We start from the raw sequence: 21,383 nt of genomic DNA, 5'->3' as shown, positions 1-21,383 counted from the left end.
AGCGCTTTAGAAGTACTGCAAATCAGTAAGGTCAAGAACTATGGTCTGGGTTTTAAACACGTTAGGGATGCTTTAGAAGTACTGCAAATCAGTAAGGTCAAGAACTTGATGATGCGGTGAAGATGATGGAGGATGGCTTTAGAAGTACTGCAAATCAGTAAGGTCAAGAACCGTTTGCCGATGTGTTCACCGGTAAGTGGTGCTTTAGAAGTACTGCAAATCAGTAAGGTCAAGAACTGGATCAGATATATGGATTGCATAGTACAGGCTTTAGAAGTACTGCAAATCAGTAAGGTCAAGAACGGTGGTCAGTGATGGCCATCTTTCGAAACGGCTTTAGAAGTACTGCAAATCAGTAAGGTCAAGAACCTAAACCACTGCGATAGCAAACACTATCTGGCTTTAGAAGTACTGCAAATCAGTAAGGTCAAGAACGGGTACCAATGATGACTGGGCTAATTTGTCGCTTTAGAAGTACTGCAAATCAGTAAGGTCAAGAACAACATCAAACACTAAAATGCCTGACGTGAGGCTTTAGAAGTACTGCAAATCAGTAAGGTCAAGAACCACCAATTGAGTTTCGCCAATCTGAATTGTGCTTTAGAAGTACTGCAAATCAGTAAGGTTAAGAACAATTGCATTTACGCGGGAAGTTTGTCGTATGCTTTAGAAATACTGCCACCACATACAGTAAAAGTAACATCATCAACGTGATCGCTCGGATCACGTTTTTTATATAACGATTTTTCGGACAGTTCTTAGCCGACCACACCGGTATTTTGCCAGCGCCCGCCAACCTAACCCGGCACACTCATTTTTAGAAGAAAATGCTTGAGATTTTGACCAATTATCCGGCAAATGATGAAGGCATGGTATTCTTTAAGCGAGGAAGTAGCACGTTGTTTAGTCAATTGAGGGCCAACACCGTTTGGGGGCGGAAAGGAGCGTTTACCGATGAAATGGAGAACTTGGTTAGGCGTCGTCGCGGGTCTGGGGGCCCTCCTGTTTGGGGGCGGTACCGCGCACGCCGACACAGATTACGATAATGCCTTGAAATCGGCACCCCAGGGAATTTCCCTGGAGAACATTTTCACGCCGGGACTACGACGAACAATCAGGCGGCGGTCGTGGACACGTCGACGTCGGGGACCCAGGCCGCTAAGGTGAATAACGGCAAGAAGCAGTTCGGTGCGTTATGGTCCACGACGGACAACGCTTTTGATCTGACTAAAAATGAAACGGCTTCGATGTGGCTGTATTTCGGAAATACCGGAAAGAAGGCGGCCGATGGGATGGCGCTGGTCTTACAGAACGATTCGCGGGAACTCGCCGCGACGCCGACTTATGGCAAGACCATCTCCGGTGAAACCTTGGGCGTGTGGGGCGTGGATACCGACAAGAAACAATCGACGGCAGATAAATTGGCTGCGAGTGCCATTCAGCGCAGTTGGGCGTTGGAATTTGATACGCATTTAAACAGTTCTACGAGTTATTCCAACGCGGGTGACGCGGATTCCTTTGATGGTAAATTGGCAGGGCCGCACCTGGCCTACAACTACCCGGGTGAAGTGAGCACCTACCAGATGGTGAAGGCGTCCCAACTGCTCCCGATTCCGGCATCAGGCTACTACGCCACGCAAACTCATGAAGGCGCTATCACCGGCGACTACACGTTGCTGTCAAACGGGTCTTGGCACCATCTGACGCTAGATTGGAATGCCGATAAGCGGCAGATGACTTACACGTTTAACGACAAGGATCCAGCCACGGGCCACGAGCAGACGGGTATCAGCAAGACGGCCGATATTGATCTGGAAAAAATTGATCCAGACAACACGGGGCAGGTCCGGTGGGGCTTTACCGGGGCGACCGGTGACAGCTACGAGAATAACTTAGTCGTGATGGAAAAGATTCCGGGATTAGTCAACGCCAAGGCGACAACGACGCTGACCGACCTGACGACGCAGCAGGTCGTTGGCAACGGTGACGTCCTCAAGGGGACGCACAAGTTCCGCCTGGACTATCAGCTGAACTACCATGATGGCAAGCAATCCTGGAAGGACGTGGCGGCTAAGATTCAGCTACCGACCGACCTGACGTATGACAACACGGCCACGATTCGATACCAAAACGGTAAGACGGCCAGTGTGAGTCTGGCGGGCATGACCGACAATCAGGTGGCGGTGACGCTGACGGAAGCGTTGAACGCTGAGAATGCCACGGCGACGATTTCCTTTACCGGGACAGCCGCTGACTTGAAGGCAGCGACGACGGTTGCGGCGGATACCAGTCGTTTCTCCGCAGTTAACGGTGTGGTTACGGCGGACACGCCGTCATTTACCATTAATCCCACGTTGGAATTGAACCTCTTCTCGCTATCGGGCAGTAGTGTTCAGCTAGAAGCCGGTGAAGACGCGACCTTCAAGGGCTTGGTGGTGATTCCGGAAGGGGTTAACCTGCACAACACGGATATGACGGTTCACCCAACGCTGAATGGGAAGACACAGGCCGACTTTGCGATGACAGCTGGCGACGACAATAGTAGCGGCCGGTTCAACTATACCGTTCAGGCCGCCGACTTGAAGGCGGGGGCGAACACACTGAAGCTAAATGTTGAGGACCCTTACCATAACGTGTCGAATACGGTAACCTACACGATTAATGTGCCGGGGCAGCTGTTATTTCAAGAAGTTTCGGCCAACAGTTCCTTTGAAAGCGCGGATCTGACTGGTTATAAGCAAACAATCAAACGGACGAAGGACTGGCAAGTGAAGATTTTAGATACCCGCGAAGCCGGTGCACAGTGGTCGTTGCAAGTGGCAGGAACGAAATTCACGACAGCGGATGGGCGCGAGTTGGCTGGCGACCTTTACTATCACGATAGTGACCAGAAAAGTGTAGTCACGACCACGCCAATGACCGTGATGAGTGGGACCTCCAGTGCCAACGATGACGTGACGGACGTGGTCGGGGGCTGGGACGATGAAGCCGGGCTGGTGCTAGAAGTGAATGGCGACGCTGTTCAAGGACAATACGAAGCGGCGATTACGTGGACGTTGAACAATGTTCCCTGACTAGGGCAGCTTAAACCGTGGCCACGATCGGGCTTACCTAGATCGTGGTCAGACGATAAATCAAGCAGAATAGCTAAAAAGGGCCTGAGCAGGTTGTGCTCAGGCCCTTTTTAAACGGTTAACAAGGATGTAAACGGCCAGTCACTGGTATGACGATTAAACGGTTAACGCCCGATAAGTAAAAGCAAACTTTCCCGGCCATCAGTGTTGGGACATCAAAATAAAAGAGCCACTGCCACGTTAAACCGTGAGCAATGACTCTGAGAGAAATAGTTATTTGATTTATTCAGCCGGGGTCAACTTAGCTGCCTGTGCTTGTGCCGCTTGGGCCACAATGTTGAGGTAGTTGAATGGCCGGTCAAAGTTAGGCTGGAAGAGCATGTCGACCATTGCCAAGTCGTCAATCGTGTTTTCGTTTTGGATGCAGACGGACAGGGTATTGGCGGATTGGGAAACGTCGTACTTGCTCATCAGGGCACCACCGAGAATTCGACGGGTATCGGGATCGTAGACCAGAGACATCAGAACGGGTTCCGTGGTAGGCATGAACTCTGGCCGGTAGTTATCCTTGACGATGACCTGTTCGGCGCGGAGACCTTGTTGTTCCGCGGCGGCCAGCGTTAAACCAGTGGAGACAATCGTCCGACCGTAAAGTTCGAGACCGGATGACGACTGGGTGCCCATGTATTTAACGGTAGGCTTGACTAAGTTCTTGCCCACGAGAATCCCTTGTCGCACCGCGTTGGTGGCCAAAGGAATGTAGGCGTTTTGATGCGTTGGGTTGTAGTGGACCGCTGCACTATCACCCGCCGCGAAGATGTCGGGGTTAGAGGAGCGCATGTAGTCATCGGTGATGATGGCGCCATTCTGGGCCATATCTACCTTCCCCTTAAGTAAGTCCGTGTTTGGCCGGAAACCAATGCACAGGATAGCCAAATCGGTGTCGTAGCTGCCCTTATCAGTCTTGATGGTTAACCGACCGTCGTGACTATCGGCGAAGCTTTCGACCGTTTCGCCTAGAGCTAATTGCACGTGGTTATCGCGGTAGTCTTGTTCGATGACATCAGTGAATTCGCGGTCAAAGTACTTGGGCATCACGCGATCCATGGCGTCAATCAAGGTAACCTCGTGGCCGGTGGTGGAGTAAGCTTCGGCTAATTCGGCACCAATATAGCCGGCACCGATGACCGTGATGTGCTGGGCACTCTTGGCTTCTTCAATCAACGTCTGGGCGTGGGCCCAGTTCTTGCAGAGCTTGACCTTTGCGTTGTCGATACCCGGAATCTTCGGGACGATTGGCCATGAGCCAGAGGTCATCACGAGCTTGTCGTAGGTATCCGTGGTTTGTTCATGAGTGGTCAAGTCTTCGACTGTAACCGTTTTCGCTTCTGGGTCAATGTTTAAGACGTCATGGTTCATTTGAACGTTGGCGCCCAGTTCGGCGAGTTCCTTAGGACTGGAGTAGAACAGGCCTTGGGGGTCGGCGACTTTTCCACCGAGGTAGAGCGCGATCCCGCAGGACAGAAAGGAAATGACGTCGTTCCGTTCATAAACGGTGACTTCGGCATCGGGATTTTCCGCTAAGATCTGCTTAATTGCAAAGGTACCGGCATGCGTACAACCAACTACTGTGACTTTCATAAGTGTAGCCTCCTAGACAAGTTTTAGCCATTGAAATATTATTCACAAACTATTTCAAAAAAATATGACTCAATTGATTACAACTCTATTTTAGACAATCCACACCAAATGTCAACACTTTTGTGAAAGTGTTACCATTTTTTTCGGCGGTGGTTGCTGTCTCGGCTAGTCTTCCGTGGGGATTAGGCGTAAACTAGGCTTGGTAAATTTAAATAAGGAGTGGTTATTCGTATGAAAGCAGCAAAACACTTAACCGCCTGTACCACGGTGCTGGTCGGGAAAAAGGCAACGGTCGACGGCTCCACGATGATCGCCAGAAATGACGACACCTTCTTAGCCTTGACGCCGCAACGGTTCTACGTGCACCCAGCCGAGCACGATCAACCCAAGCGAACCTGGGTATCCAATCAAAACGGCTTCACGGCCCCAATTCCTAGTGATGGTTACCGCTATTTGGCGACACCCAACGTGGAAACGGACAAGACGGGGGAATACGCCGAAAGTGGCATTAATTCACAAAACGTGGCGATGAGTGCCACCGAAAGTGTTTACGGCAATCCGCAGGCGTTAGCTTTTGATCCGCTAGTGGCCAACGGTCTAGCTGAAGACTCGCTGCAGACGATGGTGCTACCTTACATTAACTCGGCACGTGACGGCGTGCGCTATCTGGGGAAGATGATTAAGCAATATGGGTCCCCGGAAGGCAATGGTGTCCTGTTCTCCGATAATGATGAAGTGTGGTACATGGAAATTGTGACGGGTCACCACTGGGTTGCCCAACGGATTCCGGACGACGCCTATGCGGTAGCCGCTAACCAAGTGGCAATTCAACAGGTCACGTTCGATGACCCTGACAACTTCATGTACTCCGAAGGCATTCAGGAATTTGTTGCCGCTAACCATTTGAACCCGGACCAGGACGGCTGGAACTTCCGGCACATCTTCGGTACCAGCACGGAGAAAGACCGGCACTACAACACGCCACGGGTTTGGTTCGGTCAACGTTGCCTGAACCCAGAGATTAAGCAGGACCCTCAATCTAGCGATCTGCCATTTATCTGTCGGACCAGCCACAAGATCAGTGTGGAGGACGTGGAATATATCCTAAGCTCCCACTACAACGAAACCAAGTACGATCCGTTAGGCCCCGGCGACGATGCTGACCGGTTAAAATTCCGGCCCATCTCCATGAATCGGACGCAGAACTCCCACGTCTTGCAATTGCGCAATGACGTTCCCAAGGAAAGCTCAGCCATCATGTGGTTGTGCTTCGGGGTCCCGGCCTTTAGCCCGTACGTGCCGTTCTTTGCCAACGCGACGGATACGGATGATTCCTACAGCAGCACGCCCGTCCATCTGGATGATGTGAGTGCTTACTGGATGTACCGGAAGTTGTCGATGATTGTTGAATCCCACTATATTGACTTCATCGAACAGGATACGGATTACGTCACGGCCGCCAAGGAGAGTCTGCGGACCCACGTGGCCCAAGCGCTGAAAGGGGCCCAGGGTCTCAGCGGCGATGAGCTGACGGCGTACTTGACGACGCAGAACCATCAAGTCACGGCGGACATGCGTAAGGTCACGACCAAGTTTACCAACGACTTGATAGAAAAGGGACTGACGCTGTCTCACCTGACATTTAACATGGACAAGAATCTATAAGCAATCAGCAAACGGACGTGTCGATGCTAGTGAATACTAGCCGACACGTCCGTTTTTTTAGTTAATTGAAGGTTGAAAGCTTGTGAGTACGCTTCAGCCCCCAGCTGGCAAGATTTACCGCCATTAAACGAGTCATCAACACCACCTGTGGCTGCCAGAGATTCCGGCGCTGTGGGGGACCGCCTGCGGCCTGAGAATCGGTCCTCCGGCTCGGTTTGAAGCCTGACAAGAATCGCCAGTCTCCAAACACGTCCCGCGCTGTAAGCTGACTCGGGACGTCAGCTAGCCTTTCTCGTAAATCGCCCGCAGGCTCTTCAAGTCCGCCGCCGAAAGTTGGGTGCGGCCCTGATCGATGGGAGTCATGACCGACGTCTTATCCGAACTGTGGTCCAGGCCCAATGCGTGGCCCAACTCGTGAACGGTCACGGAGAGGCTGTAGGACTGGGGGTAAGTGGCATTGAGTTTGGCCGTGGCCATATTGGTGGTGAGGATACCCTGCCAGCCGATACGTTGTGTAATCTGCGGACCGCCGCGGCCCAGTTCAATCAGGTTGCGATCGCCGGTTTCGCGCTGATGATAGACCCCCAGCGTAATGTGATTGGTGGTCTTGGTCCGGACCCCGGCAACCAAGTGGACAATGCCGGTCTGATTGTAGATGGCAATGGCCCGGTTGAAGAGTGTTTTGACTTTGGGATCGGTGTTTGCGGCGTAACTGTACGTGTATTTTCGTTGCAACAGGACGCCTTGCATGGCCGTCTCGACGGGCGTGTCCTCGGCGCCGGTCTTGGTGGTCGCGTCCTTGAGGTTCCGGAGAATGTAGCCGCTACTGCGGTAGTTGTCGGCCTTCTTAGTCGTGGTGGGTGTCAGAAGATGGGTGAATGCCGATTGATAGTAGGTGAACTGCGTGGAGAGGGTCTGCCAGTTGCTGAGGACGAAGAGGCCCACAGCGAGTACAGTGACGATGAGTAGGCGCCTGAGAAATTTCACGCCAACGCTTCCTTTCTAAATCCCGTGGTCGATGGCGTCGACGTAGGGGAGTCATTAAGTTGATTCTAGGGTATCTGATGAGGCATGGCAACTAGTAGGCCTTACAAATTTTGGGGCTGAATCGTTAAGGGCGCTTCATCCCCTAAACGCGTGGTATCAAGGGATTAGCTAGCTTTCGAAATGGTTAGGCTACTATCCGAATGACCGTTATATTAGCACATGCCGTTAATAGAAAATACAATGTTCGATTTTTCTTCACAATTTACCCGCAGTCTGATTAAATTTTTACGGTTTAATAAGAGTATAGTAATCGAAACGATAACATACTTATTCAAATGGAGGCACAACTTATGAAGAGAAAAGAGATGACCAACTTAACTTTAACGGCGCAATCAGGGCTGAGTGCCCGAGACGCCCAGCAACGTTTAGAACAACACGGCCATAACGAACTGGTCGCGGCCAAACGGCCCAGCATTTGGCGGCAAATTGGCCACCATTTAGCGGACGTTTCCTCCCTAGTCCTGTTATTTGCCGTGGCCCTGGCCAGCTACATGGCGCTCTTTCAGGGCGGGGGCTGGACCAAGTCCATCGTGATTGGGTCGATTCTGGTGATTAACGTCATCATCGGGATGTACCAAGAAGCTTCCGCGGAGAAGGCCTTGGCGGCGCTGCAGTCGATGAGTCTACCGACCACCACAGTGCGCCGTGAGGCAATTGCCAAGACGATTGCGGCCAAGGACGTGGTGCCCGGTGATCTGGTTCTACTGAAGGCCGGCGATCAGGTGCCCGCCGATGGTGTGGTCCTGTCCAGCACGAACTTGGCTGTGGATGAAGCCGTCCTGACCGGAGAGAGTGTTCCGGTGGACAAACGCGCCCTACAGACGCCAGCAGGAGTCAAGGATGACCAGCAGGTATTCTCCGGTACGGCCGTCACGGCAGGAACCGCCGTGGTGCAGGTCGTGACGACCGGAATGGCAACGGAACTGGGCCAAATTGCGGGACTACTGAACAAGACCAAGAAGCGGGCCACGCCACTGCAAGGCCGCTTGAACCGGCTATCTGGCTGGCTGACGACCTTTGCCGTCATGGGTGGGATGGCCATCTTTGCCCTCAGCATTTGGATGCAGAATCAGGGGCTCGCGGATAGCTTGATGATCGGGATTTCTCTGGCCGTGGCGGCCGTTCCCGAAACGTTACCCATCATCGTGACGATTAGTCTGGCTCACGGGGTCAAACGGATGGCCAAGCGTAACGCGATCATGCGGCGGGTCAATGCGGTGGAAACGATCGGTGGCGTCGACGTGATTGCCTCGGACAAGACGGGGACGTTGACGCAAAACCAGATGACCATCACCCGTTACTGGACGCCACAGTCCAAGGCGGCGCTGCCCGCTACCGAAATGACACACGCCGGTCGTGCCCTCATGCGTTACCTGGGGTTGGCGACGAACGCGGAGATTCAAACGGTCAACGGTGAAGAAGAGACGGTCGGCGATCCCACGGAACTGGCGATTGTCCGTTGGTTGACGACCCACGATGCTAGTCGACAGGCCCTAGAACAGGACGCCCCCCGGTTAGCCGAAGATCCTTTCGATTCCACGAAGAAGACCATGGCAACGCTGCATCAGCTGGCGGATGGTCGGCGACTGGTGATCGTCAAGGGGGCCTTTGACCGGCTACCCGTGGCCTGGCAACCCGCCGACTTCGCGCAGGCCAAGCGGATGCACGATGAGTTTGGCCGCAACGCATTACGGGTGCTGGCAGTGGGGTACAAGATTGTTCCGGCTGGTCAGACCGTGGACTGGAAAGACCTGACGCACCAGCTGACCTTTGCTGGCTTGGTGGGGATGATTGATCCCCCTCGGCCGGAAGTCATCACGGCGATTCGTGAGGCTAAGGCCGCGGGAATCAAGCCGATTATGATTACCGGTGACCACATGGTGACGGCCGAAGCCATTGCCAAAGAGATTGATCTGCTGGCGCCGGGTCAGCTGGTGATGTCGGGGGATGAACTCCGGACGTTGACAGACGCGGAATTAGCCGCTCAGATCAAGAACATTGCCGTGTACGCGCGGGTCTCCCCAACCGATAAGATTCGTATTGTGCAGGCGTGGCAACAGACCGGAGCGACCGTCGCCATGACCGGTGATGGCGTGAACGATGCGCCGGCTTTGAAGGCCGCCGACGTCGGAATTGCCATGGGAATTACCGGTACGGAAGTCTCCAAGAGTGCGGCCGACATGGTCTTGACGGACGATAATTTTGTCACGATTATCTCGGCCGTAAGAGAGGGACGGACCGTTTACCAGAACATCCTGAAGGCCGTTGAATTCCTGGTGGGGGTCAACTTCGCCCAGATCTTCCTGATGGTCGGCGCGGTGCTGATGGGTTGGGGTGCTCCGTTACTGGCGGAACAACTCTTGCTGATTAACGTCTTGGCGGATGGGATTCCCGGCTTCTACCTCAGCCGGGAGCCGGGCGAAAAGGCCGCCATGCAACAGCCACCGGTGGCCAACGACGAGAGTTTATTTGCCCGCGGACTAGGTGGGCGGTTAGCCACTCGAGCCGTGACGTTTACCCTTCTGACACTGGGGGCGTACGGCCTAGGCCGCTTCGTCCTCTCTGCTAACCAAGCGGCGATTGGGATGACGGTAACGTTCCTAATCCTGGCGATTGGCTCGATGATTGATATTTACGCGATTAAGGACCGTCAACCGCTGAGTTGGGCGAGCCTGAAACGCAATCCACGCTTGAACCGTGCGTTACTGGTCACGATTGGCCTAGTGGTGTTCGTCGCCGTGGTACCGGGTCTTCAAGGAATCTTCGGCCTCGTTACCTTGCCGCTGAGTGCTTGGGGCCTGGTGGTCATCGGGGTCTTCATCCCCACGGCGGTCCTGGAGCTCAAGAAGCGCTGGACGCGCCGGCAGCCAACCCAGTCTACCCAGCTATTAGAAGATTAATCGTTCGCCAGATTTAACCGAATTTTCAGTAGAAAATAGGTTCCCAGCGGGCCAAACGGAAATTCTAGTTGTATGCCACCGCAAGTTGTGATACGCTGACAACAGTTGAATAAACACAAAAACAATAAAAGCGGACAACGCCAGATTGGCGCTGGGTGTTCAGCGAACTAAGGACAGTGCAAGCTTAGTGACCCGGCCAATCGGGACAACCCCGTTTTCGTTGCAGGCTGAAATGCGAAGAGTAGGCCGCGCCGTGACCGACACGTTATCAACCGGAGCGTATGTCAGTACGCTAGTTAAAGTTGGTTTTGAGTTAAAAACAATTTGGGTGGTACCGCGGAAAGATCTTTCGTCCCTAGTGTTAGGGATGTTAGGTCTTTTTTTATGGTTCCGCAGAAGGAGAATATTGATGAAAGAAATTTTAGTCAAAGATTTATTTAGCGATCAGCACTTTGCCGAAGACGAACAAGTCGTTTTACACGGCTGGGTCAAGACGGTGCGGGGTTCCAAGCGCGTGGGCTTCATCGAATTAAACGATGGCTCTTGCTTAAAGCACGCGCAGATCGTGATGAAGAGTGACCTCGACAACTACGCCGAAATGACGAAGTTGCCGTTGAGCTCCACGATCAAGGTGGTTGGGACGGTCGTTTACACGCCAGACGCCAAGCAACCTTTCGAAATCCATGCGGAAGAGGTGGTCTTGGAAGGGGCCTCCGATAACGATTACCCCCTGCAAAAGAAGAAGCACACGTACGAATACCTGCGGACGATGGCCCACTTACGGCCCCGGACGAACACGTTCTACGCGGTCTTCCGGATTCGGTCACTGACGGCTTTCGCCATTCACCAATATCTGCAGGAACACGACTTCACCTACGTCAACACGCCGATCATCACCAGTAGTGATAGCGAAGGGGCCGGCGAAATGTTCCGGGTCACCACGCTAGACATGAACAACTTACCGAAGACCGATGATGGCAAGGTTGATGACAGTCAAGACTTCTTCAAGAAGGAAACCAACTTGACGGTTAGTGGTCAACTACCCGTAGAAGCCTTTGCCTTGGCTTTACGGAACGTCTACACGTTTGGGCCAACTTTCCGGGCTGAAAACTCGCATACGGCCCGGCACGCCTCAGAATTCTGGATGATTGAACCAGAAATGGCCTTTGCCGATCTCCAGGACGTCATCAACGAGTCCGAAGGGTTACTGAAGTACGTGGTTGAGTACCTATTGAAGCACGCCAAGGATGAATTAGAATTTCTGAACGGCGCCGTCGACGATGACCTGTTGAACCGGCTACACCAGACGACCAGTGAGAAATTTGCCCAAATCACCTACACTAAGGCGATTGAATTGCTGAAGGAAGCACCGGTTAAGTTCGACGTGCCGGTCTACTGGGGCCTCGACTTACAGGCGGAACACGAACGCTACCTGTGCGAACAGATCTACAAGCGGCCAACCTTCCTGACCGACTACCCACGCGAGATCAAGGCCTTCTACATGCGGGATAACGACGACGGCAAGACCGTTGCGGCCGCTGACTTACTGGTTCCACGGATCGGTGAATTGATTGGTGGGAGCCAACGTGAAGAGCGTCAGGCTGAAATGGCAAAGAAGATCAAGGACAACCACTTGCCACAAGAGGAATACCAATGGTACCTCGACCTGCGGAAGTACGGGGAAACCAAGCATTCCGGTTATGGGATTGGGTTCGAACGGTTACTGATGTACGTGACGGGGATGGAAAACATCCGCGACGTGATCCCTTACCCACGGACACCGGGTAACGCCGAATTCTAAATTGGCTTCTGCGTATTACTGGTGGCGGATGATCGCCTTACCGTTCGTCTCCGGCTAAGCTGATGCGGTTAGACCACGTAGCGACGAATTTAGCGTTGCCCGTGGGTTGTCGTGGCTGAAGTAATCGTGAGTGAGTCTAAAATTTACTCACGGTGGGGTGGCAGTCTCTAGACTTAAAACCAGTGATCACTGAAAAAGTCCTCCGAACAATCTGACATGATTGTTCGGAGGACTTTTGTCTGCAATTAAGCTGTTTGTGTTGGGACTAACCGTGCGTAACGGGCGTTGATGTAGGCCTCTGGGCCGATCTGATACCAGGTTAATTGTTGATCGTCAACAATTTTGCCGCGGATGTCCAGTGATTCGCCGTGAGTCAACTGGCCAGCCGTTTCACCGTACGGTTCCATGTAGATAGAGACCGCTTCGCCGGGAACGTAATCCACCGCTCCCAGCCGTTCGAAGGGTTCTGGATGCCAGAGCCGCTTCTGCGGTAGGGCGGGGTGGGCCAGCCGGTGTTCACGGCGCCGGGTCTCGCGCGCCGATAGCCATTGATTGCCACCGAGGTTGTACCAGACGGACCCGTCCGTTAACGTGATAATCATGAAGAGTCGCCAGAGGGAATCGGCTGGGAATTGATAACCGTAGTCGTTGCCGTTCGGCTCATCGTAGACGGCGTGGTCCGCCTGCAAGAAGACGTACTGCCGGACGCGCTGGACGGTTTCCCAGCTGTCGCGGCGGTAGAAGTAGACGACGCGCTTAGCGTGCTGGGTAAATGTTCCCCGTTGTGGCCCCTGCGCCTGAAAAATATGGTAACCGGTAATCTCAGGGGGCGTCAGCGTGTAGTTTAAGCCCAATTTACCGCGGTGAATCTGCGGCAGGTCGAGTAATCGTCCGGAGTCGAAGTCGACCAGGTAGCCAATGATGGGCTTGCCTAGTAGCCGCCGATAAATGACCGTGGTTAAGCCATATTCGCTAATGAAGTCCTGCGTGAAGCCGTGAATCCGCGAGAGCGCGTAACCTGAAATCTCGGGAAAGCGGTAGTTGACGGGCGTATTCAGCTGCCCCGTAAGGACTAACGCTGGCTGTAGGGGCCGGTCGTGCTCGTCCACCAGTCGAACCACCAAGGTAGCAATCGGTTGCGGTGGTGTTGGCTGTGGATGTGGTTGTAAAGTGATGGTTGGGGCAGTCAGAACTGGTGGCGTTACCGCGGGTTGACTGGGTGTGACCGGTTCAACAGGGGGAACGACCGATTTGCTGGAACGACGGCGCGGAGCCACCGGCTGCGGAACGGTGTCGCGTCGGGGTTTAGGTTCAATTAAACGTCGTAACCAGTCAAAAAATGCCATGCCATTCACCTCCAGAAGTTTCCTTTAAAATCTAGTATACCATTTTTCCCCGTCACGCCAACATGTGAACGCTATCAGTTTTACGGCACACCAGTCATTGGTCCCCATCATTGCGGCGCATACCGGTTTGGCATGCGGTGGGAAGGATCGGGGCCAGCCAAGGGTGGTTTTTCCCTTAATTTGAGCTGTCAGCCCGCGTCTCAAAGTTGTCATTTTTCAAGCAGAACACTTTCTTTAATTAATCGAAAAAAGGGGGCCCAGCCGTAATGGCCGAGTCCCCTTAAAATATCATTTATTTTTCACTTGAATCCGTTGTGCTGGTAGTTGAGGCGTTAGCTTCATTATCAGCAGCCAACGTAATCTTCCCGTCTTCAATCTTGGCAACGAGATTCTTAACGTCTGCGTGGTCGAGATAGAAGTCAGCAATCCGGTCTTCAATCTCTTCTTGGATGACCCGCCGTAGCGGCCGAGCCCCCATGGTTGGATTGTAGCCCTTTTGAACCAGTTGTTCTTCAACGGGTTCCGTGACGTGGATGTGCAGACCTTGACCGGCCAACATCTGGTTAACATCATCGATCATTAAGTCGACGATGTGCATCAGATTATCCTTGCTCAATGAGTTGAACTCAATGATGTCATCGAACCGGTTAAGGAATTCTGGCTTGAAGTAGTTGGTCAAGTTGCCCAAAACGGAGTGAGTCGTGCCTTCAGCGGCAGCCCCGAAACCAACGTTGGCCTCGGCATCGCCGGTCCCGGCGTTACTGGTCATGATGATCAGCGTATCCTTAAAGGAAACCGTCCGTCCTTGAGAATCGGTCAACCGCCCGTCGTCAAGAATCTGTAAGAACATATTCATGACGTCGGGGTGGGCCTTTTCGATTTCATCCAACAGAATCAAGGTGTATGGATGACGCCGAACTTGCTCAGTCAGTTGGCCAGCTTCTTCATAGCCGACATAGCCAGGTGGTGACCCGATCAACTTAGAAATGGAATGTGGCTCCATGTACTCAGACATGTCGAACCGCACCATAGCATCCGTTGAGCCAAACATTTCGTTAGCCAGTTGCTTGGCTAATTCGGTCTTCCCAACACCGGTAGGCCCGACGAAGAGGAAGGATCCGATTGGCCGGCCCGTGCCATTCAAGCCAATCCGGTTACGCCGGATGGCTCTGGCAACCTTATCGACCGCCTCATTTTGGCCAATAACGTGCTTTTCCAAATCAGTCCCTAAACTCTTGAGTTGGTGCTGTTCCTTGGCTTGTAATTCACCGACTGGAATATTTGTCTTTTCTTCGACAATGTCTTGCATGTCCTTGACCGTGACTTCAGCGGAAGCGTTTTGGTCAGCATCCTTGGCATTCTCTTTAGACTTCTCCAACTTGGTGACTTGGTCACGGTAGTAAGCAGCCTTTTCGTAGTCTTCCTGCTTCAAGGCGGCTTGCTTCTGGTCTTCGGCGGACTTAATCTTCTCGTCGATGGCCTTTGGATCAGCTACGTTAATCGTCAGGTTCTTCCGTGAACCAGCCTCATCCAACAGGTCAATGGCCTTGTCGGGTAAGAACCGGTCTTGGATGTACCGATCGGATAGGCGAACGGCGGCTTCAATCGCATCGTCGTCGTAGTGAACGTGGTGGTAATCCTCGTATTTCTTCTGGATACCCTTTAAAATCTTAATGGCCTCATCAGCACTCGGTTCGTCAACCGTAACGGGTTGGAACCGCCGAGCTAAGGCCTGGTCCTTTTCAATGTCCCGGTACTCACTCAACGTGGTGGCACCGATCAGTTGAAAATCACCACGGGCGAGGGCTGGCTTCAAAACGTTGCCAGCATCCATGCCGCCTTCGGCATTCCCGGCACCCATGATTTCATGGATTTCATCGATAAAGAGGATGATGTCGGGGTTAGACTGAACCTCTTTCATTAACTGTTGCATCCGTTGCTCGAACTGGCCCCGAATTCCGGTACCTTGGACCAGTGAGACAACGTCTAGACGAATAATCTGCTTGTTGGCGAGCTTTTGAGGAACGTTGCCTTCGACAATCCGTTCCGCAAGGCCCTCAACAACCGCCGTCTTCCCAACACCGGCTTCCCCGATTAACACGGGGTTGTTCTTGGTCCGCCGGTTAAGGATTTCAATGACTTGCGCCGTTTCCTTATCCCGACCGATGACGGGGTCAACTTTACCATCCTTGGCCAACTGCGTGAGGTTCAAGCCATATTGGCTGAGTAAGCCGTTGCCTGAGCCCCCCTGATTGCCAGAAGGTTGGGTTGGTCGACCCTGACCGGAAGTCTGTCGGAAATTAGCTTGGTTGTTGTCGCCGCCTTGCATAGCCCGGAAAATATCATCCAGGTTATTAAAGCCGAATGGATCTTGTGCCATACGGCCACCTCCATTTCCAGAATCGTTTGATTGCTGTTGCTTTAGCAGCTGGTAACAATTTTGGCATAGGTCAACTTGTTGCCGCTGCCCATTTACACTCATGTAAAGGTGAATCGTTGCTTCATTGCGGTGGCAATTTTGACATAGCATCTTGTCGTCTCCTTTCTTGCCTGGAGTTCTCGTGGGAAATTCCCACGCGGTCTGCGAAAAGCTTTGACCTTTCTTGACCATTGACCACATTATACCGCGTTCAGCTGACCGTGCAAGTATTTTGTCTGCACGGAAAACTCGCGGTGTAGCGGGGGATTTCCAGCGAACGACTACATTTTAGCACTCTCGCCCCTAGAATGCTAAAATGACTATTCGAAAATTGCAAAAAGTTTGGAAAAAGTTTTGACCAACGTCACTTTTGCCCGTAAGATAGGGGAGAACATCAACATTGTCGACACAACAAGGAAGGAGGGTGATGACAGTGGATCGTGACTTTACAGAGTTAATGAACCAATTAAAGGATAAAAAAATTGAACAGTTCGAAGTGACCCCGGAAGACTTCCCCGCCTTTCAAAAAGCTTTCATGGCATTTGAAACGCGCAAACGGGTTGTCGGCCAGGCGGAAAAGGGCGGCAAACTCATCTATCACTACGATCACGACGCCGGAAATAGCGGTGAATAATGATTTTTTGATGAAAGCGGTTCATGTATAACTTGTAATTTACCGCTTAGATTGATATTCTTAATAGGTAGGCGTGACACGTTGAATGGTTGTTTGACCAATGCGCAGGTCAAGGCGGGTCATGTTCGGTAAGTAGTCAACCTAAGCTTAAAGGAGATCGATCAATTATGGAAAAACGCGAATTTCATGTTACAGCAGAAACTGGTATCCATGCACGTCCAGCAACTTTATTGGTACAATCAGCAAGTAAGTTCAATTCTGAAGTTAGCTTGCAATACCAAGACAAGTCCGTTAACTTGAAGTCTATCATGGGGGTTATGTCCCTGGGTGTTGGCCAAAACGCCGACATCACGATCACGACTGATGGTGACGACGAAGCTGATGCAATGACTGCCATTGCTGAAACGATGACTAAAGAGGGCTTATCTGACTAATGAAGGCGATGCTCAAGGGGATTGCTGCCAGTGATGGGGTGGCTTGCGGCCGGGTCTACCGGCTAGACGAACCAGACCTCCACGTTTCCCAGCAGGCAATCACTGATCTTGATTACGAATTAAATCGTTTCCATCAGGCCCTTGAAGCAACCGTCTCGGAAATTGAGACGATAAAAACTCGTGTAAATAAAAACCTGGGTGCTGACCGTGCCCAGGTTTTTATTGCGCAAATGGCGATGTTAAGGGACCAAGACCTGATAGGAAACATTGAACAACGGATTCGTGAGCAGCACATCAATGCCGAATTTGCGGTGAGTCTGGTGTCGACGACGGTCAAGGATGAACTCGCCGAATTGGCGGACAATCCCTATTTACAGGAACGTCTGACGAATTGGCAGGCCGTGGCGAAACGGCTGACGGCTCATCTGCTGGGGGTGACACTCCCAGACCTGGCCTTGGTGCAAGCACCGGTGATTGTGGTGACCCATGACCTGATTGCCAGTGAGGCGGTCGCGGTGAATCCCAAACAAGTGTTGGGCTTCGTCACCGACGCCGGTGGTCGAACGTCTCATTCGTCAATCTTGGCGCGGTCGCTGAATATTCCCGCCGTGGTGGGAACCCAGGCGGCGACTCACGAGTTAACGAACGGTGAGCTGATCATCGTTAATGGGACGCAGGGCAACGTGACGGTCGGGCCCACGGCCGATGAGATTGCAGTGGCCCGGCGCACAATGGCGCAGCGCGTGAAGAACCAACGGCGATTGGAGAAGTTGACGCACTACGAGACGGTCTCTAAGGATGGCGTCGGCGTGACGCTGGCCGCCAATATGGGCACGGCCACGGATCTCCCTCGGGTGTTGGCCAGCGGGGCCGAGGGTGTCGGGTTGTTCCGAACGGAATTTCTCTATTTGGACGCGCAACACCTGCCGACCGAAGACGAGCAGTTTGCCATTTACCGACAGGTACTCGAGCAGTTAAGTCCGCGGCCGGTGGTGATTCGGACGTTGGACGTCGGCGGAGACAAGCCGCTACCGTATCGCCCGTCACAAAATGAAGCGAATCCCTTCATGGGTGCGCGAGCCATCCGGCAGAGCCTAGCCCACCAACAGGTCTTTCGCAGTCAGTTACGGGCTTTGATTCGGGCCTCCGCCTTCGGGCACTTGAAGATTATGTTTCCGATGATTGCCACGCTGGATGAGTTGCGGCAGGCCAAGGCCATTTATGATGATGAGCGGTCGAAGTTAACCGCCAAGCGCGTTCCGATGGGGAAGATTGCCGTGGGGATGATGGTCGAGGTGCCGGCCGCGGCGTTATTGGCTGACCGGTTCGCCAATGAAGTGGACTTCATGAGCATTGGGACCAACGACCTTATTGGCTACACGCTGGCCGCTGATCGAACCAATCAAAACGTGGCTTATCTGTACCAACCCTATCATCCGGCGATTTTACGACTGCTCGATCACGTCATCTCGGCGGGACACGCGGCGGGAATCCCAGTTGCGATGTGTGGTGAAATGGCGGGTGACCCAATTGCGTTGCCGTTACTGCTGGGGATGGGCCTGGACGAATTCTCCATGGCGCCCGGGTCAATCCTCAAGACGCGCCAGCTGATCAGTCAGTTGGACGCCCACGAGTTGGCGTCATTGGCCGAAACAACGGTGAATTCCGCCAGCACCAGCCAGGAAGTCGTGACGATGGTCCAAGCGGCGGTTCCAGACGTCTTGAAATAAATCACGGTGGTTGCGCAACACGGCTGATCGGGGAATCAGGGCTGGTTAATGATGACAAGATTGTTGGTTTTAAGCCTGATCAGTGGGCAACGGTTGAAAGGTCGCGCGCACGCTCAAGCTGACAAGGTCTACCGCCATTAAATTAGTCATCAATGCCACCTGCGGCTGCCAGAGATTCCGACGCTGTGGGGACCGCCTGTGGTTACGAAGGCGGTTAGCACGCAACTATTAATTTAAAACAACGAAGAAGCCCTGCAAATCACGATGATGTTGCAGGGCCTTTTGTTTGCCAACCGTTCCGACGGTTAAGGCCAGTCGCTCGGCAATCGTGTATCGGTTTAGTCGGTTAAATGATGAGATTTTCTTGCGATGACGGCTGACGTTTGCAATCGCCTAGCCAAACCCATATAATTGTGATGATTGTACAAAGCGAAGCTCCAAAACTTTTAGCCAAACACAGACGCAAGGGGGATTGGCGATGAACATTGGCTTATTTACGGATACCTATTTCCCTCAAGTGAGTGGGGTCGCAACGTCGATTAAGACGCTGCGGGATCAATTGGAAAAGCAGGGACACCAAGTCTACATCTTTACGACGACCGATCCAAACGTCGAGCGTAACGTGTACGAACGCAATGTGTTCCGCTTTTCAAGTATTCCGTTCGTGTCCTTTACGGAGCGGCGGATTGCGGTACGGGGATTGTTTCAAGCTTATCAGATTGCAAAGGAATTGAATCTAGATATCGTCCACACGCAGACCGAGTTTTCGATGGGGTGGATTGGAAAGTTTGTGGCGCGGAACCTTGAGATTCCGTGTCTGCACACCTACCACACGATGTATGAGGATTACTTACACTACGTGGCTAACGGGAAGATTCTGAAGCCCGTCCACGTTAAACAGGGGACGTTGGCCTTCTGTTATCACCTTACGGGGGTCGTGGCACCGAGTGATCGCGTACTGACGACCTTAACGGATTATGGCGTCAAGGCGCCGATTCGGGTGATTCCCACCGGGGTTAATCTCCACCAGTATGAACAACCGGATACGGCTAATCTGCGGCGTGATCTGGGTTATCAGCCGGATACGCCGGTAATTCTGTCACTGAGCCGGTTGGCTTACGAGAAGAATATCAAGGAAAGTATTGCCGCGATGCCTAAGATTTTAGCGGCCGTGCCCGACGCACAGCTACTGATCGTGGGAGATGGACCGGCTAAAGCGGATCTGGAGCAACAGGTCAAAGACGCTCAGCTCACGGATCACGTGACGTTTACGGGTCAGGTGAATAATAACGATGTCTTTCGTTACTACCACATGGCCAACGTCTTTCTATCGTCATCCGATTCAGAGTCGCAGGGACTGACCTATATTGAAGCGATGGCCGCGGGGACGAAGATCGTGGTGATGACCAGTCCGTATACGGATGAATTATTGTCTAAGCGGACGCTCGGTGTAACGTTTAAGACCGAAGACGAGATGGTCGCCAACGTGATTGACTACCTCAAGCACGGGGATGAGGAGCAAGATCCAGACCTTTTGGCGCGCAAATTAGCCGAGATTTCTGCGGATACGTTTGGTCAGCGGGTCATTTCGTTCTATCAAGACGCGCAGGCCAGCTACGAAGCCACGCACGAGGATACCCCAGACTTTAGTGATTAGAGGAGCAATTGAATGCTAAAAATTAACATGTTCTCCAAGGCTGATTCCGTTAAGGGACAGGGCGTGGGGAGTGCTTACAATGAACTAATGAATCTACTGGCTACCCGGCTGAAGGATGAGTTTCAGGTGACGGTTAATCGGTATGGTCGCGTCGATGTGACCCACTACCACACGATTAACCCGACGTATTACCTGTCGACCTTCTTACCCGGACGAGGCCGGAAGATTGGTTACGTTCATTTTTTGCCGGAAACGTTGGAAGGGAGTTTGAAGATTCCCCAGCCTTTCCGGTCAATCTTTTATAAATACGTGATTGCCTTTTACAAACGGATGGACCACATTGTGGTGGTCAATCCGACCTTTATTCCCAAGTTAGTGGCCTACGGAATCCCGGCCGAACGGGTGACGTATATTCCTAACTTTGTGAGTCGTAAGGAGTTCTATCCGGTCGACCAGGACCGTAAGTTGGCGCTACGGCAACACTATGGCTATGATCCACAGAAGTTTACCGTGCTGGGGATTGGCCAAATTCAGGAGCGCAAGGGGTTATTTGACTTCATCAAACTGGCGCGAAACAATCCGCAGATTCAGTTTGTCTGGGCGGGTGGCTTTTCGTTTGGCCGGATGACGGATGGGTACGCGGCCTTGAAGAAGGTCGTGGACGATCCACCGGCTAATCTGAGCTTTCCGGGGATTGTGCCCCGGGAACAACTTGTGGACTACTACAATCTGGCGGACCTCTTCTTGCTGCCGTCCTTCAATGAACTCTTTCCGATGTCTGTGCTAGAAGCCTTTAGTACGGGGACGCCGGTGCTGCTGCGGGACTTGGATCTTTACCAGGCCATCATTGCCGGGGACTACCAACCCGCACAGGACTATGACGAGATGAACGCGCAGCTTCACAGCCTACCGCATGATCCGGCGGCGTTGGCGCACTGGCGTCAGCAGAGTCTCGCGGCCGCCGATCGTTACTCCGAGGAACACCTCACTGAGATTTGGCGGAAGTTCTATACGCAACAAGCAAAAGAGGGGTAA

The 21,383-nt window shown here is 52.7% G+C and carries 12 protein-coding genes, 1 pseudogene and 1 CRISPR repeat array (1 of these 14 running past the window's edge); of the genes and pseudogenes, 9 read left to right on the top strand and 4 right to left on the bottom strand.

Annotated elements, in window-relative coordinates:
• Positions 1-633: a CRISPR direct-repeat array (repeat unit 36 nt; unit sequence GCTTTAGAAGTACTGCAAATCAGTAAGGTCAAGAAC) (it extends 855 nt beyond the left edge of the window).
• Between the two features lie 321 nt (positions 634-954).
• Positions 955-3,074: pseudogene (locus KB236_05480) on the top strand (hypothetical protein).
• Between the two features lie 282 nt (positions 3,075-3,356).
• Here the strand turns inward: KB236_05480 and KB236_05475 are convergent.
• Positions 3,357-4,715 carry an FAD-dependent oxidoreductase gene (locus KB236_05475; GenBank protein ID UIF30156.1) on the bottom strand — a complete coding sequence of 453 codons (1,359 nt, stop codon included), beginning with the start codon at positions 4,713-4,715 and terminating at the stop codon, positions 3,357-3,359.
• Positions 4,716-4,946: 231 nt separating this feature from the next.
• Between KB236_05475 and KB236_05470 the strand changes: the two genes are divergently transcribed.
• Positions 4,947-6,380 carry a C69 family dipeptidase gene (locus KB236_05470; protein ID UIF30155.1) on the top strand — a complete coding sequence of 478 codons (1,434 nt, stop codon included), beginning with the start codon at positions 4,947-4,949 and terminating at the stop codon, positions 6,378-6,380.
• 282 nt (positions 6,381-6,662) lie between these two features.
• Here the strand turns inward: KB236_05470 and KB236_05465 are convergent, their stop codons facing one another.
• Entirely contained in the window at positions 6,663-7,130 is a 468-nt protein-coding gene (locus KB236_05465; GenBank protein UIF30297.1) for a matrixin family metalloprotease, read from the bottom strand.
• 587 nt (positions 7,131-7,717) lie between these two features.
• On the opposite strand from KB236_05465, the gene KB236_05460 reads away from it, so the two are divergent.
• Both KB236_05460 and asnS read left to right on the top strand, forming a co-directional pair.
• Positions 7,718-10,327, top strand: coding sequence for a cation-translocating P-type ATPase (locus KB236_05460; GenBank protein UIF30154.1), 2,610 nt, complete (start codon positions 7,718-7,720; stop codon positions 10,325-10,327).
• Positions 10,328-10,736: 409 nt separating this feature from the next.
• Positions 10,737-12,128, top strand: coding sequence for an asparagine--tRNA ligase (asnS, locus tag KB236_05455; protein ID UIF30153.1), 1,392 nt, complete (start codon positions 10,737-10,739; stop codon positions 12,126-12,128).
• 245 nt (positions 12,129-12,373) lie between these two features.
• On the opposite strand, the gene KB236_05450 is transcribed toward asnS, so the two are convergent.
• Positions 12,374-13,474, bottom strand: a complete 1,101-nt coding sequence (locus KB236_05450) for a MucBP domain-containing protein (protein UIF30152.1) — start codon at positions 13,472-13,474, stop codon at positions 12,374-12,376.
• A 292-nt stretch (positions 13,475-13,766) separates the two neighbouring features.
• Positions 13,767-16,004 (bottom strand): ATP-dependent Clp protease ATP-binding subunit, encoded by a 2,238-nt coding sequence (locus tag KB236_05445; protein UIF30151.1) that lies wholly within the window; start codon positions 16,002-16,004, stop codon positions 13,767-13,769.
• 289 nt (positions 16,005-16,293) lie between these two features.
• On the opposite strand from KB236_05445, the gene KB236_05440 reads away from it, so the two are divergent.
• The 5 genes from KB236_05440 (at position 16,294) to KB236_05420 (ending at position 21,383) form a co-directional block, all read left to right on the top strand.
• A complete protein-coding gene (locus KB236_05440) occupies positions 16,294-16,527 on the top strand; it encodes a hypothetical protein (GenBank protein ID UIF30375.1) in 234 nt (77 codons plus the stop codon).
• Between the two features lie 167 nt (positions 16,528-16,694).
• The gene (locus KB236_05435) at positions 16,695-16,961 is read left to right on the top strand and encodes a phosphocarrier protein HPr (GenBank protein ID UIF30150.1); all 267 of its coding nucleotides are present in this window, start codon (positions 16,695-16,697) and stop codon (positions 16,959-16,961) included.
• Entirely contained in the window at positions 16,961-18,691 is a 1,731-nt protein-coding gene (ptsP, locus tag KB236_05430; GenBank protein ID UIF30149.1) for a phosphoenolpyruvate--protein phosphotransferase, read from the top strand. The genes KB236_05435 and ptsP overlap by 1 nt, the downstream gene beginning before the upstream one ends.
• 478 nt (positions 18,692-19,169) lie before the next feature.
• Positions 19,170-20,348, top strand: a complete 1,179-nt coding sequence (locus tag KB236_05425) for a glycosyltransferase family 4 protein (GenBank protein UIF30148.1) — start codon at positions 19,170-19,172, stop codon at positions 20,346-20,348.
• Positions 20,349-20,360: 12 nt separating this feature from the next.
• A complete protein-coding gene (locus KB236_05420) occupies positions 20,361-21,383 on the top strand; it encodes a glycosyltransferase family 4 protein (protein ID UIF30147.1) in 1,023 nt (340 codons plus the stop codon).

The sequence above is a fragment of the Levilactobacillus brevis genome, assembly GCA_021383565.1.
Classification (GTDB): domain Bacteria; phylum Bacillota; class Bacilli; order Lactobacillales; family Lactobacillaceae; genus Levilactobacillus; species Levilactobacillus brevis_B.
The sequence above is the reverse complement of the archived record's forward strand: the minus strand, read 5'-3'. Positions and strand labels throughout refer to the sequence as shown.

What these genes read in the sequence shown, in the direction of transcription:
- KB236_05475 (UIF30156.1), bottom strand. Translation starts at nt 4,715, where the DNA reads ATGAAAGTCACAGTAGTTGGTTGTACGCATGCCGGTACCTTTGCAATT.
- KB236_05470 (UIF30155.1), top strand. Translation starts at nt 4,947, where the DNA reads ATGAAAGCAGCAAAACACTTAACCGCCTGTACCACGGTGCTGGTCGGG.
- KB236_05465 (UIF30297.1), bottom strand. Translation starts at nt 7,130, where the DNA reads ATGCAAGGCGTCCTGTTGCAACGAAAATACACGTACAGTTACGCCGCA.
- KB236_05460 (UIF30154.1), top strand. Translation starts at nt 7,718, where the DNA reads ATGAAGAGAAAAGAGATGACCAACTTAACTTTAACGGCGCAATCAGGG.
- asnS (UIF30153.1), top strand. Translation starts at nt 10,737, where the DNA reads ATGAAAGAAATTTTAGTCAAAGATTTATTTAGCGATCAGCACTTTGCC.
- KB236_05450 (UIF30152.1), bottom strand. Translation starts at nt 13,474, where the DNA reads ATGGCATTTTTTGACTGGTTACGACGTTTAATTGAACCTAAACCCCGA.
- KB236_05445 (UIF30151.1), bottom strand. Translation starts at nt 16,004, where the DNA reads ATGCTATGTCAAAATTGCCACCGCAATGAAGCAACGATTCACCTTTAC.
- KB236_05435 (UIF30150.1), top strand. Translation starts at nt 16,695, where the DNA reads ATGGAAAAACGCGAATTTCATGTTACAGCAGAAACTGGTATCCATGCA.
- ptsP (UIF30149.1), top strand. Translation starts at nt 16,961, where the DNA reads ATGAAGGCGATGCTCAAGGGGATTGCTGCCAGTGATGGGGTGGCTTGC.
- KB236_05425 (UIF30148.1), top strand. Translation starts at nt 19,170, where the DNA reads ATGAACATTGGCTTATTTACGGATACCTATTTCCCTCAAGTGAGTGGG.
- KB236_05420 (UIF30147.1), top strand. Translation starts at nt 20,361, where the DNA reads ATGCTAAAAATTAACATGTTCTCCAAGGCTGATTCCGTTAAGGGACAG.